The 16,424-nt window shown below is 65.6% G+C and carries 14 protein-coding genes and 2 pseudogenes; 7 read left to right on the top strand and 9 right to left on the bottom strand.

What is annotated here, in order from left to right:
* Positions 1 to 160: 160 nt before the first annotated feature.
* The gene (locus ACYOEI_RS39325; protein ID WP_462856022.1) at positions 161 to 757 is read right to left on the bottom strand and encodes a 3-keto-disaccharide hydrolase; all 597 of its coding nucleotides are present in this window, start codon (positions 755 to 757) and stop codon (positions 161 to 163) included.
* Positions 758 to 870: 113 nt separating this feature from the next.
* The gene (locus tag ACYOEI_RS39320; protein ID WP_462856020.1) at positions 871 to 1,770 is read right to left on the bottom strand and encodes a LysR family transcriptional regulator; all 900 of its coding nucleotides are present in this window, start codon (positions 1,768 to 1,770) and stop codon (positions 871 to 873) included.
* Between the two features lie 135 nt (positions 1,771 to 1,905).
* Between ACYOEI_RS39320 and ACYOEI_RS39315 the strand changes: the two genes are divergently transcribed.
* The 3 genes and pseudogenes from ACYOEI_RS39315 to ACYOEI_RS39305 all read left to right on the top strand — a co-directional run bounded on the left by ACYOEI_RS39315 (position 1,906) and on the right by ACYOEI_RS39305 (position 3,479).
* Complete coding sequence (locus tag ACYOEI_RS39315; protein WP_462856018.1) at positions 1,906 to 2,565, top strand: O-methyltransferase; 660 nt, start codon at positions 1,906 to 1,908, stop codon at positions 2,563 to 2,565.
* Between the two features lie 39 nt (positions 2,566 to 2,604).
* Positions 2,605 to 2,889, top strand: a pseudogene (locus ACYOEI_RS39310) (formylglycine-generating enzyme family protein); the annotation flags it as partial.
* 56 nt (positions 2,890 to 2,945) lie between these two features.
* Positions 2,946 to 3,479 carry a hypothetical protein gene (locus ACYOEI_RS39305; protein WP_462856016.1) on the top strand — a complete coding sequence of 178 codons (534 nt, stop codon included), beginning with the start codon at positions 2,946 to 2,948 and terminating at the stop codon, positions 3,477 to 3,479.
* A gap of 80 nt (positions 3,480 to 3,559) precedes the next feature.
* Here the strand turns inward: ACYOEI_RS39305 and ACYOEI_RS39300 are convergent, their stop codons facing one another.
* From ACYOEI_RS39300 to ACYOEI_RS39290, 3 genes are all read right to left on the bottom strand, one after another.
* Complete coding sequence (locus ACYOEI_RS39300; RefSeq protein ID WP_462856015.1) at positions 3,560 to 4,006, bottom strand: hypothetical protein; 447 nt, start codon at positions 4,004 to 4,006, stop codon at positions 3,560 to 3,562.
* Complete coding sequence (locus ACYOEI_RS39295; RefSeq protein ID WP_462856014.1) at positions 4,003 to 4,209, bottom strand: hypothetical protein; 207 nt, start codon at positions 4,207 to 4,209, stop codon at positions 4,003 to 4,005. The genes ACYOEI_RS39300 and ACYOEI_RS39295 overlap by 4 nt, the downstream gene beginning before the upstream one ends.
* A gap of 280 nt (positions 4,210 to 4,489) precedes the next feature.
* A complete protein-coding gene (locus ACYOEI_RS39290; protein WP_462856013.1) occupies positions 4,490 to 5,020 on the bottom strand; it encodes a hypothetical protein in 531 nt (176 codons plus the stop codon).
* A 300-nt stretch (positions 5,021 to 5,320) separates the two neighbouring features.
* On the opposite strand from ACYOEI_RS39290, the gene ACYOEI_RS39285 reads away from it, so the two are divergent.
* From ACYOEI_RS39285 to ACYOEI_RS39270, 4 genes are all read left to right on the top strand, one after another.
* Positions 5,321 to 7,693 carry a DUF1592 domain-containing protein gene (locus tag ACYOEI_RS39285; RefSeq protein WP_462856011.1) on the top strand — a complete coding sequence of 791 codons (2,373 nt, stop codon included), beginning with the start codon at positions 5,321 to 5,323 and terminating at the stop codon, positions 7,691 to 7,693.
* Positions 7,690 to 9,036 carry a DUF1552 domain-containing protein gene (locus tag ACYOEI_RS39280; RefSeq protein WP_462856010.1) on the top strand — a complete coding sequence of 449 codons (1,347 nt, stop codon included), beginning with the start codon at positions 7,690 to 7,692 and terminating at the stop codon, positions 9,034 to 9,036. The genes ACYOEI_RS39285 and ACYOEI_RS39280 overlap by 4 nt, the downstream gene beginning before the upstream one ends.
* A gap of 1,645 nt (positions 9,037 to 10,681) precedes the next feature.
* Positions 10,682 to 11,593 carry a ThuA domain-containing protein gene (locus ACYOEI_RS39275; RefSeq protein WP_462856009.1) on the top strand — a complete coding sequence of 304 codons (912 nt, stop codon included), beginning with the start codon at positions 10,682 to 10,684 and terminating at the stop codon, positions 11,591 to 11,593.
* A 152-nt stretch (positions 11,594 to 11,745) separates the two neighbouring features.
* Entirely contained in the window at positions 11,746 to 12,753 is a 1,008-nt protein-coding gene (locus tag ACYOEI_RS39270; RefSeq protein WP_462856008.1) for a Kelch repeat-containing protein, read from the top strand.
* A 93-nt stretch (positions 12,754 to 12,846) separates the two neighbouring features.
* Here the strand turns inward: ACYOEI_RS39270 and ACYOEI_RS39265 are convergent, their stop codons facing one another.
* The 4 genes and pseudogenes from ACYOEI_RS39265 to ACYOEI_RS39250 all read right to left on the bottom strand — a co-directional run.
* The gene (locus ACYOEI_RS39265) at positions 12,847 to 13,797 is read right to left on the bottom strand and encodes an MBL fold metallo-hydrolase (RefSeq protein ID WP_462856006.1); all 951 of its coding nucleotides are present in this window, start codon (positions 13,795 to 13,797) and stop codon (positions 12,847 to 12,849) included.
* 156 nt (positions 13,798 to 13,953) lie between these two features.
* Positions 13,954 to 15,435, bottom strand: coding sequence for a TAXI family TRAP transporter solute-binding subunit (locus ACYOEI_RS39260; RefSeq protein ID WP_462856005.1), 1,482 nt, complete (start codon positions 15,433 to 15,435; stop codon positions 13,954 to 13,956).
* Between the two features lie 640 nt (positions 15,436 to 16,075).
* A complete protein-coding gene (locus ACYOEI_RS39255; protein ID WP_462856054.1) occupies positions 16,076 to 16,306 on the bottom strand; it encodes a transposase in 231 nt (76 codons plus the stop codon).
* Positions 16,212 to 16,424, bottom strand: a pseudogene (locus tag ACYOEI_RS39250) (hypothetical protein); the annotation flags it as partial. The pseudogene ACYOEI_RS39250 and the gene ACYOEI_RS39255, both read right to left, overlap by 95 nt.

Here is a 16,424-nt window from a genome sequence, read left to right as displayed (position 1 = left end):
CGCCGCGCATGCAAGAGGCCTGGGATGAACCCGGGGTGTCGTCGTTGGCCGCTTGAAGCGGTGCTCGGAGGCCGATCGGCTGCGCCTTGCGATGGAGCTGCCAGGGGCGGAGCATCGTTATCCGGTCATCAAGTACGATGAGTTCATGTTCGACCGGCTCTCAGTCGGCCTTCTTGACGCGGATCTTGCGGTATTCGAGGACGTTGGTTTCGGACTGCAGGGCGAGGGGACCTTTGGCGGGGATTTCGAGGGCGGCTTCGAGGAGCTCGCCGTTGCAGGTGCAGCGGGCCTTGGTGCCGGTGACGACGACTTCGATGGCGTTCCAGTCGCCGTCCTTGTAGCTCTTGAGGGCCTTGTACGGGCCGACACGCGGGTAGTCGCGGATCTGGAGCTGGTGGGCGAAGATTTTGTCGCGGAGGTGGAGGCCGCTGTTGGCGTCCTTCGAGGCGCGGAACTCGAGGCGGAGGGTGAAGTCGCCGTCGAACGACTCGACCGTGTCGATCTCGGTGTTCTTGGGGGGCTTGTCCTTCGAGTCGGTGATGACGAGGATCCCGTCCTTGACCGCGAAGCGGCCGTCGTCGGAGGACGTCTTGCCCGTCAGGTCGGCCTGGCCATAGCGCCAGCCGGTCAGGTCCTTGCCGTTGAACAGGGGCGTGAAACCCGGGTCTTCGGCCCGAGCGGACGTCAGGAGGAGCATGGCGCCTAGGAGGGCGGGCGCACTGAAGCGGACGGCCGGTCGTCGGTGATTGCAGTTCATGGGAGGATGCCTCGGGGAAGTCGGGAGGAGCCTGCCCCACCGTTATCGTCGATCCGGCGTGGTCGATCAATCGAGGGGTGAAGGTCTCGGCGAAGGGGGGGGCGCCGTGCCGTTCAGATCGTCTCCGCCACCGCACGGACCAGGCCGCGCAGCCAGCGATGGGCCGGGTCGGCGTCGAAGCGCGGGTGCCAGGTCTGGAAGACGTCCAGGGGCGGGGTCGTCACCGGGAGTGGGAACGCGTGCAGGCCGAGGCGCCGGACTCCTTCCTCGGCGAGCCGCCTCGGGGCCGCGCCGACCAACGTCGAGGAGCCGGCGACCGCGAAGAGGACCGCGGAGAGCGATGGGACGACGAGGGTGACGGCCCTGGCGAGCCCCTTGGACCTCAAGGCCTCGTCGATCGGCCCGGAGGCTCGCCCTCGGCGCGAGGACGAGATGTGCGGGAATCCCGCGTAACGTGCCGCGGTGACGGGGCCGGATGCCAGGGGATGGCCGGCGTTGACGATGCCGACGAAGACGTCCGAGAAGAGGTGCTGGGTCCGCATCTCCGGGCCCATCGGCCCGAGCACGCCGATGTCCAGGTCCACCAGGCCCGACCGCAGGCTCTCCGAGTCTTCGTCCCCCTCGGGCACGAATCGCAGCGTCACCGCCGGGGCCTCCGCCGAGACGCGCTCGACCAATTTCGAGGCGTAGGCCCCCGCGAAGGCGTCGTTCGCCCGGATCGAAAAGGTCCGCTCCAATCGCGCCGAGTCGGCGGGCACCTCCTCGCGGAAGAGGTCTTCGGCCTGTTCCACCAGGCTCCGCACCCGACCGCGCAAGGCCAGGGCCTTCGGCGTCGGCACGAGCCGGCGCCCCGCGCGGACCAGCAGCGGGTCGCCGAGGGCCTCGCGGAGCCGGGACAGGGCCCGGCTCGCGGAAGGCTCGCTCAGGTTCAGCCGCCGGGCCGCGCCCGCGACGCTCTCCTCCGCCAGGAGCGCGTCGAGGGCCAGGAGGAGCGACAGGTCCAATGGTTTCATTGCGCGAAAGTATTCCTTGTCGAAGTTTCTCTTTTTGAAAGTAACTTGCGACCCTACGATGCCCGAGAGGCCGGAGGATTTCCAGGTCATTACCAGGCCGAAGCGTTAGTGATTTCGACATGCAAGGAGTGACGCATGCAGACTCTCAACTCTCCGCGCGTTTCCGGGGTTCTGGACCGGCTGTTCGCCGACACCGAGACGAACGACGCGCCGATCTTCCAGAGGCTCAAGGCCGAGTCCCGGAGTGGCCCGCTGGATGATCGCCAACTCGCCGGACAACTCGCCCAGGCGTACATCCCCGTGGATCGCCCCACCGGCCGGTTGCTCTACCTGCTGGCGAAGACCCATCCGAGCCGGCGGATCGTCGAGTTCGGCACGTCGTTCGGAATCTCGACCCTCCACCTCGCCGCGGCGCTCCGCGACAACGGGGGCGGTCGGGTCATCACCACCGAGCAGGTCCCGGAGAAGGTGCGGAGGGCCCGGGAGCATCTCGCCGAGGCGGGGTTGGCCGACCTGGTCGAGTTCCGGGAAGGCGACGCGCTCGAGACGCTTGAGGACCTCGACGGGCCGATCGACCTGCTCTTCCTCGACGGCTGGAAAGCCCTTTATCTGCCGGTGCTCGAGCTCCTGGAAGGGAAGCTCCGGCCCGGGGCGATCGTCGTCGCGGACGACCTGCGCGTCATGCCGGAGATGATCCGGCCGTATGTGGATTATGTACGGGACACCGAGAACGGCTACGACTCGGTCGAGATCCCGATCGGGGACGGCCTCGAGCTCTCGCTCCGGGCCCGCTGAGAGGATGACGGGCCAGGCCCGGCCCGCGCAGCCAAGGTCGGCAGCTATCCGCCGAATACCTGGGGTATCCACGACATGCCCGGCAACACCTACGAGTGGTGCCGGGACTGGTATCACCCGACGCTCCTGGCGGGCGACGACCCGGATCGGTACGACGCGAGGGCCTCGGCCGCCGTGAATCGCGACGGGACAAAATCCCGAGTCCGCCGCGGCGGTGCCTGGTCCGACGACGGCTGGACCTGCCGATCGGCCTGCCGGCTCCGCTTCGAGCCCGAGCGAGGATACGACCACATCGGGTTCAGGGTCGTGGCGGTGAGGCGATAACGCCGTCCCCTCCGCGGAGAGGAGACGACTCCGAGATCCCGAGGGGATTGATTCTCATGGGCCTCCTCCGCGTCCTTTCCACCTGGCTCATTCCTTGGCGTCGATCGGTCGAGGAGACCGCAAGGACCGAACCACCGTCCCCAGTGGAGCTCGACCCGATCGACCTGACGCCCGTCCAGGCGGCCGAGGTCGAGGCGAGGATCCGAGAGGTTCTCGAGGATTCGACGTCTGTTCATGCCTGTTTCCATGAAGCGATCGCCCGGGAGAACGTCCTCCCGCTCCTCTTCGGCTGGGACGGCTTCATGGCGATGACACCAGGGGGACGAGTGGTCTGGGTGTCCGACGAGGAACCGGAAGTGGTCACGGCGATCCAGGACGAGCGCTTGCGGAACATCGGGCGATTCCGAGGAGCCCGTCTTCACCCGGGCCTCTCGTTCCTCTTGCCGGCAAGGCCGACGGATGCGGTCCCATGCCCGGATTGCCAGGGGACCGGCCGGGTGAAGCTTCCGAAAAGCCTCGAGCGCCATGAGTCCCTCATGGTCTGTTACTGCGGAGGGCTCGGGTGGTTGCCGGGGGCTCGAAGGCCGTAGCGAGGCTCATGCAGGGACGCTGGGATTATCCTGACTTGAGATGCCTCCAAAGTTGGATCCCATTCGAGTGAGGTCACCCTCTATTTTCCGGCCTTCTGGCGCAAGGAATTGATGAGGACAACCAGCTTCGATTCGGGTCTTGAGAGCAACCATATGAAGTTGCTGTTGACGTCATTGATATCGGAATGGGTGCTGTCGGGGCTCTCTGGTCTATCCTCCCAGCCTCGCCGCGAGCCCCAACGTTCGATGGGATAGCCGGCCTCGGAGAGGCGGAAGATCCCGAGATCCGACGCGGGGGCGTCGCTCCGGTCCCTGCGCAATTGAAGCTGGTATGTGGTACACGGATCCCCGTCCGAGACGATCGGGACGAGTTCGAGGGTCGCCGCCTGGTCGGTCACCTTCGAGACCGCGTCGGCCGCCTGGGAGGCGAGCCGGACGAGGTCCTCGTTCGCCTGCGATTCGTTGGCGGCGGCCTTATCGAGGGCCTCTCGCAGCAGGTTCTCGAAGTCGTTGGTCGCCGTGCTCATCGTGTGGTCTCCGGGAGGACGAGCTGGCCTACGATCGGCAGATGGTCGGAGACTCCACGCGAGCGGTCCGGCTCGAAGGGGCAGGGGAGGCCACGTTCGTCCTGGAGGATCGGGAGCGGGAGGATCCGAGTGTTTGCCTCGTCGATGTAAGGCGGGAGTTCCCCGAGAAGACCGCCGGAGACGAGGATGGGGTCGAGAGTCATCCAACCTCTCTCTCGATCATACCAAGTTCCTGCGGCGCCGTCCGTAGGCGGCCGTCCGGCGCCGTGGAGCACCTGCTCGCCGAGGTAGCGCCAGGCGAGGTTATAAAGCCGGACTCGCCTGACATCGTCGTCCCTCCAATGCCGTTCGCGGGTCGATCTCCGGTCCCTCCGACCCTCGAGGTGACTCTTGAAGAGCTCCGCCGTCGGCTCCTCATTCAAATCACCGAGGACAACCACGTGGCGAGCGACGTTCGGGGCAGGGGCCCCCGGGTACAGAAAATCATAGGTGTCGCGGCGAAAGGAAGTCGGCCAGGCGAACCCTGGCCGCGCGGGAGGATGGTTCGTCCAGGCCCGTCCAATGGCATGCCACGAACCTGATGATATGGCCCGCGAAGGTCAGGTGGACTGCCACCATCGGCCGTGTTTCGCGCGTGACATCCTCGGACTCCGAGGGGAGAAGCGGAAGTTCACGCGTGAGGCCGAAACCCATTCGGTAGAAGATGGCGACCTGGAAGTCATCCTCGTGGGGGTGGGCGGGGGCGATCACGACATCGAAATCCTGCGGCAATCTGCTGACGAGGTCGGCCGCGGCTTCACGAGTGATCTCACAGACGACGAAAAGGTCGGGACAGCCCTCGGGTGAGAATCGGGGGATCAGGTCCAGGATGCGATCTCGCTTCGTTTCATAGTGCCATCGCTGCTTCGGCCAGCGCTTCAGGCTGATTCGTGCGGGGTCGTAATGCGCGAAGCTATTCAAATTCCACCATGCGAATGTGAGCCGGTTCGGTCCCCCGATCGCGACGGCGTCCATGGTCAGAGCTCGCCTCCCCTTTCAAGAGATTTGATTTTTTATCGAGGACATATGGGGTGAGACGGGAGATGTTCGAACACCTTTCCACCTCGAACGTTAGCATGATTTCGGGGAGTCATGAAGGCTTTGAATCCCCTTCGTCGGGATCTTCCCGTTCGATTCACGAGACGTTTTCTTTGGAAACCAGGGTGAGGCTCGGGAGAAACGTCGCTAAAGTAGAAAAGCCCGGTCGAAGGAGGATGCTGCGCGCCGTCGGCGCTTCGGACCCGGGGGCGGGAAACCTGGCGAGGATGAGGACTCGTGAAGCGACGTGATCTCCTCCGGGGCGTGTTCGCCATCCTGGCCGTTTCGGCCCTAGGCGGGTTCATGGCCCGAGCCGCCGCTCCCGGCACCCCCACCGCGTCGCCGACGCCTGCGGTCAAGGTCGACGCGATGGCGGACTTCACCCGGGATACGGGGTCGTTCCTCGCCAAGCACTGCCTGGCCTGCCACGGGAATGGAAAGAAGCGCGGGGACGTCTCGCTCGAGGGCTACCACGACGCCGACGCGATCCAGAAGGATCGGGACGTGTGGGAGACCGCCGTCGAGGCGGTGCGGACCGGGACGATGCCTCCCAAAGACCGACCCAGGCCGGCGGCCGAGGAGGTCGACGTTGCGGTCAAGGCGATCGATGCGGTGCTCGCCCAGTTCGACTGCACCGGCGAACGCAACGCGGGGCGCGTCACGCTCAGGCGACTCAACCGGAACGAGTACAACAACACGATCCGTGACCTCGTCGGCGTCGACTTCAAGCCCGCGGCCGACTTCCCCAACGACGACGTCGGCTACGGCTTCGACAACATCGGCGACGTGCTCTCGCTCTCCCCGTTGCTCTTCGAAAGATACCTCGCGGCTGCCGAGGACATCTTCGAGCGGGCGGTCGTGATCGCCGAACCCCCCAAGCCGGTCAAGGCGAAGCTCGAGGGCCTCAACGTCGACATGCGGGCGAGCGACAAGCGGAAGGGGATCGGCGACTTCCTCCACTCCCGGGGGACTTACAACACGCAGACCTACTTCGACGAAGGGGACTACACGTTCGAGGTTGAGGCCTTCGCCCAGCAGGCCGGGGCCGACCCGGTCCGGGCCGCCTTGCGGATCAACGGGTCGGTCGTCAAGGAGTTCGAGATCCGGGGCGAGGACCGCGCGACCGCGGAGACGTTCGAGGCGAAGACCCACCTCAAGGGGGGGACGAACTACATCTCGCTCGCCTTCCTCAACCCGACGCCCGGCAGCAAGTACGAGAAGACGACCCCCGACTTCGTCGGGCCGGTGAAGCCGAGGCGACTGCTCTTCCTCCGCCGGATCACCATCGACGGGCCCTATAACTCACCCCCGCCGGTCTTGCCGGAGAGCCATCGGCGGATCATGGCCCACACGCCCGACCTGGCCCCGCGTGAGGCGGCCCGGGAGATCGTCGCGCGGTTCGCCACGCGGGCCTTCCGCCGTCCGCTCAGATCCGGAGAGGTCGACCGGCTGATCGAGCTCTACGACCGCGCCGAGAAGGAAGGGGAGCGGTTCGAGGACCGGGTCCGGCTCGCCCTGATCGGCGTGATCGTCCGGCCCGACTTCCTCTTCCGCGTCGAGCTCGACCCGGCCGACGCGAAGCCGGGGACGATCTACCTCGTGAATGAGTACGAGCTCGCCAGCCGACTCTCGTACTTCTTCTGGAGCAGCATGCCCGACGAGGAGCTGTTCGCCCTGGCGGCCGAAGGGAAGCTCCGGCAGGAACTCGACAACCAGGTCCGCCGGATGCTCAAGGATCCGAAGTCACGCGCCTTCGTCGAGAACTTCGGCGGCCAGTGGCTCACGCTCGGGAAGCTCGCGTACGTCGCCCCCGACCCGAAGACGTTCCCCGGCTTCGACGAGGAGCTCAAGACGTCGATGGTCCGCGAGACCGAGCTCTTCTTCGAGGCGCTCGTCCGCGAGGACCGGAGCATCCTCGACGTGCTCGACGCCGACTTCAGCTTCGTCAACGCTCGTCTGGCCAAGCACTACGGGATCGATGGGGTCGAAGGCCCTGAGTTCCGCCGCGTGACCTTGCCGGCCAACCGGGGCGGGGTCCTGACGCAGGCGAGCGTCCTGACCCTGACGTCGAACCCGACCCGGACCTCGCCCGTGAAGCGCGGGAAGTGGGTGCTCGACCAGATCCTGGGCACTCCGCCCCCGCCGCCTCCGCCCGATGTCCCCGACCTCGCCGAGGAGAAGCGCCTGACCGGCTCGCTCCGCAAGGTCATGGAGATGCACCGGGAGAAGGCGATTTGCGCCTCGTGCCACCAGCGCATGGACCCGCTCGGCTTCGCGTTCGAGAACTACGACGCCGTGGGCGCCTGGCGCGACCGCGACGGCGAGTTTCCGATCGACCCGTCGGGCGTGCTCCCGGGCGGGCAATCGTTCCAGAACCCGGCCGAGCTGAAGGCGATCCTCAAGGGGCAGAAAGAGACCTTCAGCCGCTCCCTGGCGGAGAAGGTGCTGACCTACGCCATCGGACGCGGGCTCGAGTATTATGACCGTTGCGCCGTGGACAAGATCCTCGACGCCCTGAACCGAGACGGCGACCGGTTTTCCGTCCTGTTGGCGGAGACCGTCAAGAGCGAACCGTTCCAGATGCGAACCGCGACGGGGGACGAGCGATGAGCCACGGCTGTATCTCGAGGCGGACGGTCCTGCGCGGGCTCGGCACGATGATGGCGTTGCCGGCGCTCGAGGCGATGGCCCCGAGCGTGCTCGCGGCGTCCAGCTCGGCGACGGCCGCGGCCCAGGCTCCTCGCCGGATGGCCTTCATCTACGTCCCGAACGGCGTCCACATGGCCGACTGGACCCCCACCGCCGAAGGGCCGGGGTTCGCGCTCCCGTCCATCCTCCGGCCGCTCGAGTCGGTCCGCGAGCACATCTCGGTCCTCACCGGGTTGACCTGCGACAAGGCCCGTCCCAACGGCGACGGTCCCGGCGACCACGCCCGGGCCGCCTCGGCCTTCCTCACGGGGGCGCAGGCCCGGAAGACCGCCGGCTCGAACTTCCGCTCGGGGACCTCCGTCGACCAGGCCGCCGCCGCCCGAGTCGGCGACCGGACCCGGCTCCCGTCGCTCGAGCTCGGCATCGAGCGCTACCGGGGCACGGGCAACTGCGACAGCGGCTACTCGTGCGTCTATGAGCACACGATCTCCTGGCGCAACGCAACCTCACCCTTGCCGACCGAGGTCGACCCGAAGCTCGTCTTCGACCGCCTCTTCGCCGAGCGTCCGAACGACCCCGCCCGCCTCAAGCGGAGCCGGCTCCGGGCCAGCGTCCTCGACGCGGTGCTTGACGACGCCAAAGGGCTCGAGCGCCGCCTCGGTGGCGCCGACCGGCAGAAGCTCGACCAGTACCTCTCGTGCGTCCGGGAGCTCGAGCAGCGGATCGTCCGGGCCGAGAGCCTGCCGCCCGTCCCCCCCCCGCCGGGCGCGGTCAAGCCCCAGTCGGTGCCGGCCGACCTCACCGAACATCTCCACCTGATGTCCGACCTGATGGTCCTCGCCTTCCAGACCGACGTGACCCGCGTCATCACCTGCATGTTCGCCCGCGAGGGGAGCGGCCTCAAGTACGAGATGGTCGGGGTCAACGAGGGGCACCACGAGCTCTCGCACCACCGCAACGACCCCGAGAAGCACGCCAAGATCCGCTCCATCAACACCTTCCACATCGAGCAACTGGCCTACCTTCTCGGCAAGCTCAAGGCGATCCCCGAGGGGGACGGCAACCTCCTCGACAACTGCATGATCGCCTACGGCAGCGGCAACAGCGACGGCAACCGCCACAACCACGACGACCTCCCCGTGCTCCTCGCGGGAAGGGGAGGGGGCTCGCTCAAGTCGGGCCGGCACATCCGCTACCCGAAAGAGACGCCCCTAAATAACCTCTGGCTGGCGATGCTCAACCGGATGGACGTGCATCTCCCGACGCTCGGCGACAGCACCGGGCTCCTCGACGGGCTCGCGTAAGCCCGCCGAGGGCATGTCACCGCTCCGGGTGTGTGTGTTCCAAGTGCATGGCCCTCGGGATTCGGCCTCGGAGGTGGGGCAGGAATGCCTCGCCTCCCGGCCGTTTGCCACGCTCGCACGGCAGGCGGACACTGCTGCCCCGCCTGAAGCTCGGGTGCAACTCGACCGGGACCGGTCCGGATCGACCCTGAAGCCTCCATAACGGCTCGCGTCGAGAGACGGCGCTCGGCCTAGGGGCCCACGTCTTCGCGCGCCCTCCCGCAGACCTGGCCGAGCGCCGACTTCCTGGAAGCGTCGGGCGCTCGGCTTTTTCCCGATAATTCGGGGCCCGAGAGCCGAAACCTATAAACAGAATGTGACGGCCACGGCAATCTCCTACGTCGGCTCGGCCGAAGGTTGATATGGCGTCCAGGCCCCCGTGTTCACGTAGGCGAAGGCTCATGCCTTCGACTTGCGCTGCGTCGAGACTCCAATCGATCCCGTGAGGAAGGTCGGAGTGTCGTGATGTGAGCATGGCGGTTCTCGAAAATAGGCGGCGGTTTACATAGTCTAGGATGTTCGCTAATTCTTTGATCCCTGCGGGATTGCTGAGATGGGACTTGTTCCACTCTGGGAAGAGAGGAAATCTTGGGAAATGTTGAGTTTGGGAAACATGGCCAAATTGGGCGCTGAAATTGCTTGAAGTCTCTAGTGAAACCGCGAGATCGAGACGGACTCAGTCGATATGTTTCTCTGAGGCTGTCGCGTGGCCGATTGAGGTCTCTGAATTCTCGGTTGTCACACGCGTGTGAGTATGACGTAGAACATAGTGGGAGATGACAAGCCTGTCGTCGTGCATGGGCTTGTGTGCTCGACTCCCAATCCTGCCTCTCGACGTTTCATCCATCGACTTCAAGGTCTTCCCCCCCCCACCCGGCCTGAGGTGCGTTGCCCACCGGGGAATTGGAAGGATGACCCGTACCGTTTTCGAGGCCACGGCCCGCGCCGTCGCCTTTGAGACGAGGGGACTTCCCGCATGAGCCATCGAACGAACTGTCCAGGGTGTAGCCAGCCCATCAATCCGAATGCCGATCGTTGCCCCAGGTGCAACTTCCGGTTGAGGCAACTGTCCGGGATGCTCAGCGCACCGATTATCGGCCTCGGAATCTTCGGCCTCCTGTGCACCGGCGGGGTTGTGTTGCTGATCATCTCCTTGTGAGTCTCGCACCTCGGGGCCTGGGTCTTCGGCTCGGGCATCCGTCCGGTCCTCGCGGCCGGTATTCAACACCCGGAGGGGCGTTGGCTCTCCTCGAATCGACAATTTTGCGTCTGCCAGAAGTCGTTCAACGCCCTTCTCCGAATCCTCCCGTCATCTCGCCCCTCGATCCTCCCGATCGGCGTAATCCGAAAGATGGCCCGCCCCACGCGGGGATTCTCGTTGAGATCGAGACGCGATCGCGTCTTCATGGCACGACGTGAGAGCGGAGCTACGTCTTCGCCCTCTTGGGCATTTGGCGAAGGCCGACGCGGTGCGCGAATCGGTCGAGAGTCCCGGGTGGGCCGTTGTGCGGGGGGTGAGGTCGAGTATCCTGGTCGGGCGATGATCCGCCCTCGAGTCCGCGCCCCTTTGAGGTCGGCCGGGGCGGCCGGATGGGAGACAACCTCGATGACGCTCCGACGAAGGCCGATGATTCTGGGATTGCTGGCGACCTTGGCGATCAGCCTCCCTGCGCTCGGTGACGAGAAACTGGGACTCCTGATCATCGACGGGCAGAACAACCACACGTGGCAGTCGATGACTCCCGTGATGCGCGAGTCGCTCGAGAAGACCGGACGGTTCCGGGTCGACGTCGCCACCACGCCTCCTCGAGGGGCCAAGGCCGAGGACTGGGACAAGTTCCGGCCGGACTTCGCCAAGTACGACGTCGTGCTGAGCAATTACAACGGCGAGCCCTGGCCCGCTCCGGTCGAGAAGGCCCTGGAGGCTTACGTGGCGGGGGGTGGCGGCCTGGCCGTGATCCACGCCGCGAACAACGCGTTCACGAACTGGCCCGAGTGGAACAAGATGATCGGCCTGGGTTGGCGCGACAACACGTTCGGCGACCGGCTGACCCTCGATGAGCAGGGCCAGGTGGTGCGTACGCCGAAGGGCCAAGGCCCGGGCGCCGGGCACGGCCCGCAGCACGCTTATAAGATCGTCGTCCGCGACCCCTCTCATCCCATCACAAAGGGACTGCCGGTCGAGTGGATGCACTCCAAGGACGAGCTCTACCACGGCCAGCGCGGCCCCGCGGCCGACATGGAGGTCCTCGCCACCGCCTACTCCGACAGGGCTAAGGGGGGCACCGGCACCAACGAGCCGATGATCTGGGTTATCCCCTATGGCAAGGGCCGGGTCTTTACCACCGTGATGGGCCACGTCTCCGCCAACGATACCGAGGCCATCCGCTGCGTCGGTTTCGAGACGGTCGTCGCCCGAGGCTGCGAGTGGGCCGCGACCGGCAAGTCCACCCTCCCCGCCCCCGCCAACTTCCCGACCGCCTCCGCCACGAGCCTGACGCCCGCCCCGTCGAAGTGAGAGCCTACCCCGAAACCCGGTCTTTTCTTAAAACCGGGCTCCTGCTCCCACCAACCCCGACGACTCCTCGCCGGGAGTCGTCGCCTCCTGCCACGGAAGCCCGATTTTGAAGAAGAAATCGGGCTTCGAGACAGACATTGAGAATGTATGTTATGAAACAACTTGTATTCATTGTGCCGCTCGTCTTGCTCGCCGCCCCGGCCTCCGGGGAGGACCGGGTCCTCGACTGGGTCAAGGTTGCCGACCGGGCGGGCTGGCAGGCGCGCGACTCGAGCGGGGAGGTGGTGTTCCGCGACCGGCTCTGGATCCTCGGCGGGTGGTTCGACTCGTTCGCGGCGCCCCCGCGCGACGTCTGGAGCTCCCCGGACGGCAAGGCCTGGACGATCGAGACGAAGGACGCCCCCTGGAAGTACAGCGACCTGCCGATGAGCCTCGCCTTCAAGGACCGGATGTGGCTCATGGGGGGGTGGTACAACGGCAGGCTCCCGGGCCACGGCGCGAGCCGTGAGGTCTGGTCGTCGGCCGACGGCGTCGCGTGGGAGCCGGCGACGAGGGAGGCCGGCTGGTCCCCTCGCCTCGCCTCCGGCGTCGTGTCGTTCAAGGGGCGGATGTGGATCCTCGGCGGGATCGAGGACTACTACTTCGGCGACGCCTCGAGCCTGAAGAACGACGTCTGGTCGTCGGCCGACGGCAAGGCGTGGAAGCTCGAGGCGGCCCACGCCCCCTGGTCGCCGAGGGCCTACCACGCGGCCGTCGTCCACGACGACAAGATCTGGGTCTTGGGCGGAGGCAACTACGTCCCGAAGTACCAGGCCTTGAACGACGTCTGGAGCTCTCCCGACGGCGTGAACTGGACCCGAGCGGTCGAGAACGCCCCCTGGAATCCCAGGATCTGGTTCTCGAGCGTCGTCTACCGAGGTCGGATCTGGGTCCTCGGCGGTTGGTCGAACAACCCCTCGAAAAACTGGGGCGACGTCTGGTCCTCGAAGGACGGCGTGCACTGGGACCAGCTCAAGTCGAACGTGAGCTGGAAAGAACGCCACGAGCACTCGACCTACGTCTTCCAGGACAAGATTTGGGTCGCCGGCGGCCACGCCCAACCCCTCAGCAGCGAGGTCTGGTCGCTGGACGTCCCGAAGGACTGGTTCAACGACAAGTGAACATGTCGGGCGTCCTTAGGACGTCGGGCACGCCGAATCCGGCGTGCCCGACGCCGACGCACATTCGACCCTTCGGGACGGCCTCGTCCCCCGTCAGCCCTGGATCGCCCGGATGTAGCGATCGGCCGAGCGTTGGACGACGTCCTTGGCCTTCGTGGGGACGATCCCTTTGCCCCGGACGAAGAAGGCGCCGTAGAGCCGGTCGTAGGCGAGTCCGTCGAGGCACTGGACGATCCGGCGGATGGCCGGCGTGTTGAGCGGGATGTAGTTGGGATAGCTATACATGAAGCTAACCTGGCGCGGGTCCATGCAGATCTGCGGCTGGTCGCCGGCCATGAGGGCCCCTTGGCCCTTGGCCCCGGCGGGCCAATGCAGGACCTGGTAGCCCTCGAAGTGCCCGCCGGTGCGGACGAGGCTCAGCCCGCCGCGGAGGGCGAGGGTTTCGCCGCTCCAGAAGTGGAGGCAGGGGTCGGGGCGCATCGCCCAAGGGCGCTCGGCCTCATGCAGGTGGACCGGGGCCCCGCCGAACGCCCGGCTCCACTCGACCATGGTCGTGTAGTAATGGGGGTGCGAGATCGCGATCTCGGCGATCCCTCCCAGTTCCTTGACCCGCGCGATCGTCGGCTCGTCGATCAGGGCGACGCAATCCCAGAGCACGTTCCCCTTCGGCGTCTGGATCAGGAACGCACGCTGGCCGATCCCGAACTTGGGCGACGTGTTGATCGAGTAGAGCCCCGGCTCTTCCTCGGTGATGGTGTTCTTGTGCGTCGACCGGAGCGCGTCGAGCGTGGTCCACTCCTGGCCGTTCGGGCTGACGTACTGGCGCTCATCCTCGCAGACCGGGCAATGCTGGGGCGGCCGGGCCGTCTCGGAGAACTGGCTGCCGCACGTCACGCACACGAAAGGCGTGCCCCCGTGGCCAGCGTCGGCGTCAGCGTCCTCAGCGTGGGCGTCCCCCTCCGTCGATGCCCCCGAGGCCATTGCGACCATCGCGGCGGTCAAGGTCGTGCCGTCTTTCATAAAGGTTCGCCGTGTCCTTTGCATGTTCAACTCCGCGCGTGCCTCTCGGATGCGGACCCCTCCGCAGTCGGTCCCCCGACGCGCTCATGATAACCCGTCCGCGCCCGTGCCAGGTGGGTTTTCGCGGCGAAGGCGCCAAGGCATTAAGGGAATCAATTTCAAGGAAAAAATATTTTTAAATTAATACTCGAATTCTTGTGTGCCTTTGTGCCTTTGTGGTGAATCCCCGATCAAGTCGTGGGGCTTTTGCGCGGCGTCTTCGCGGAGCCGGCGGATCATGCCCGTCAGGTGGGTCCGCGCGTCGTTGATGTGGGCGAGGAAGCTGGTGATCAGCTCGGTGCCGTCGAGCTCGCCCCGGGAGAAGTGGCCGAGGGCCTCGGCCTTGAGCTTGCCGAGCTCGCGATGGAGGTTGTGGAGGTCCCCGAGCAGGTTCGTCTCGAACGGGGCGTTCAGCTCCAGGTCCATCGCCCTGCGCTCGAGTGCGGTAACCTTGGAGATATATGCCTCGAAGCTCCGCTCGCGATGGAACCGGGTCCGCTGCCGGAACCACTGCCAGACGCAGAAGAGGCCCCCCGAAGTCGGGCCGAAGATCGCCACGATCTCGCCGAGCTGCTCGAGCATGCTCGAGGTGACCAGCGGGTCGTCCTTCTGGATATACCGGAGGGCCGCCGGGTGCCAGGGGATCTCCGGGATCGCGTCCCGCACCGCGAAGCCCTGCAACGGCAAGAGGTTCTTGAGGAAATGCGTGTGGAAGATCGTCTCCAACAGCCGGTCGACCACCCCCGAGTCCACCTTCCGGTTGGCGACCAGGAGGACGCGGGCGCCCAGCGTGTGGATGGTCTGGGGCGGGACCCCGGGGTCGATCTGGTACGTGAATGCCGGGATCACGACGTCGTAGATATGCTCCTTGAGCAGGGCGATGCCCTGGTCCGACGCCGGGCGCCGATCGGGTTCCTCCGCCGTGAGGGCCCCGAGCGCGAAGGCTTCGCGGAAGGGCAGGGGGATGAGCCGATAGCGGTACTTGGACACGAGCTCGCGAATGGCTGGGGTCGGGAGTGTCGAGGTCATGAACATCGCGTCGGGCATCCCGCGCCGGTCCGGCTCCGCCTTGATCTCGGCCAGCGTCTTCGCCGTCGCCGTGTAGCCGCCCGGCTCCGGGTAGAGGTTCGCGAAGGCCAGGACCTCGTAGGCCAGCCAGTACGAGAGGTTCTTCCGACCGCCCCCGAGGTTGACCACCTTCCCGCGCAGCTCGTGCAGGTTTCGCGTGACGGCCTCGGAGATCTCTTCCTTGACGAGCAGGTGCAGGGGCGCGACATACAACGAGGCGATCTGGCGGAGGTTGGGGTATCGCGAGAAGTCGCGCCCGCCCAGGATCAACGCAAAGTCGAGCGTGCCGGCGTTGACCTTCTCGACCGAATCCTCCGCGCTGTTCGGGTCGACGAGGTGGACCTCGATCCCCCGTCGGTTGGCCTCGCGGGCCAGGGCCTCGACGAGCGTGTACCGGAGATTCTCGCGGCCTCCCCCCGACATGGTCACCCGGATCGGCCCGTTCGTGCGGTGATTCCGGAACGCCGCGACCGCCGCCAAGGCGAACGCCAGCGTCCCCAGCGCCACGATCCTCCAACCCCGGAACTTCGGCAAGTGCGTGTTGCGCAACTCCATCAGACCGACCGGACCTCTCGCATCTCGTCCCGCATCCCTCGGGCAAACTTCGCCACGATGGCCAAGCCCCTCCGCCGGCCTCCATTGGATCCCAAGCCCGGACTCATTGCCAGTGCCAGGGGGGACCGACCTCGATGAGGCCGGTCTTTCTTTTGGCTTATGTTTTGGGCCAATAAAGTACGACGACCCAACATCGGGCGAGAATCTGCCACGAGTGGAAAACGAAACCCATTTGCCACGGATGAAACACGGATAAGACGAAGAAAGAGGGCAATCAACAGATGACGCAGATTGTCGCAGATAATAAATTTAAACGATTAATATCTGATATTGGATTTCCAGTCTGTGTCCATCTGCGTTATCTGTTGATGAATCTTCCTCTCCCGTGATTTATCCGTGTTCAATCCGTGGCTAAAAAATCCTTTGCCCTTTCTGTGGCGGATCCTCTCTTAATAGCCTGAGCATCCGATGAATTAAACTGATCTTGATCATCGCTTCGCTCGACTCCGTACGCACCTCGTAGTCGCGGCTATGCCTACGATATCGACCCAGCCACGCGAACGTCCGCTCTACCGTATACCTCCGCGGCTGTTCCACGAAACCCGTGCTACCCAACGGACGACTCACGACCTCCACCACATTACCCGCACACATGTCCACCAGCCAACGCTGGAGCGTCTTGTTCCGGTACTTCGAATCCCCCCCACAACATCTTCAGCCGAGACCGATGTTCGGCCGTCAACTCGCCCAGGACCCGGGGCGCGATCGTCCCGTCGTCAGCCGACGCCACCGTGACCGCGACCGCCAGCAGCAAACCCAGCTTGTCTACGACGATATGGCGGTTCCGCCCGTTGATCTTCTGGCCCCCCATCGTACCCCCGGGTCTCGGCATTCTCCGTCGCCTTGACCGTCTGGCTGTCGATGCTGCCGACGCTCGGGCTGGGCTCATGGCCGTCGGCGACGCGGACCATCCGCCGCAAAGCGTCGAG

The sequence above is a fragment of the Singulisphaera rosea genome, assembly GCF_054877945.1.
Note: the sequence above shows the minus strand (reverse complement) of the source record. Positions and strands in the feature narration are given on the sequence as shown.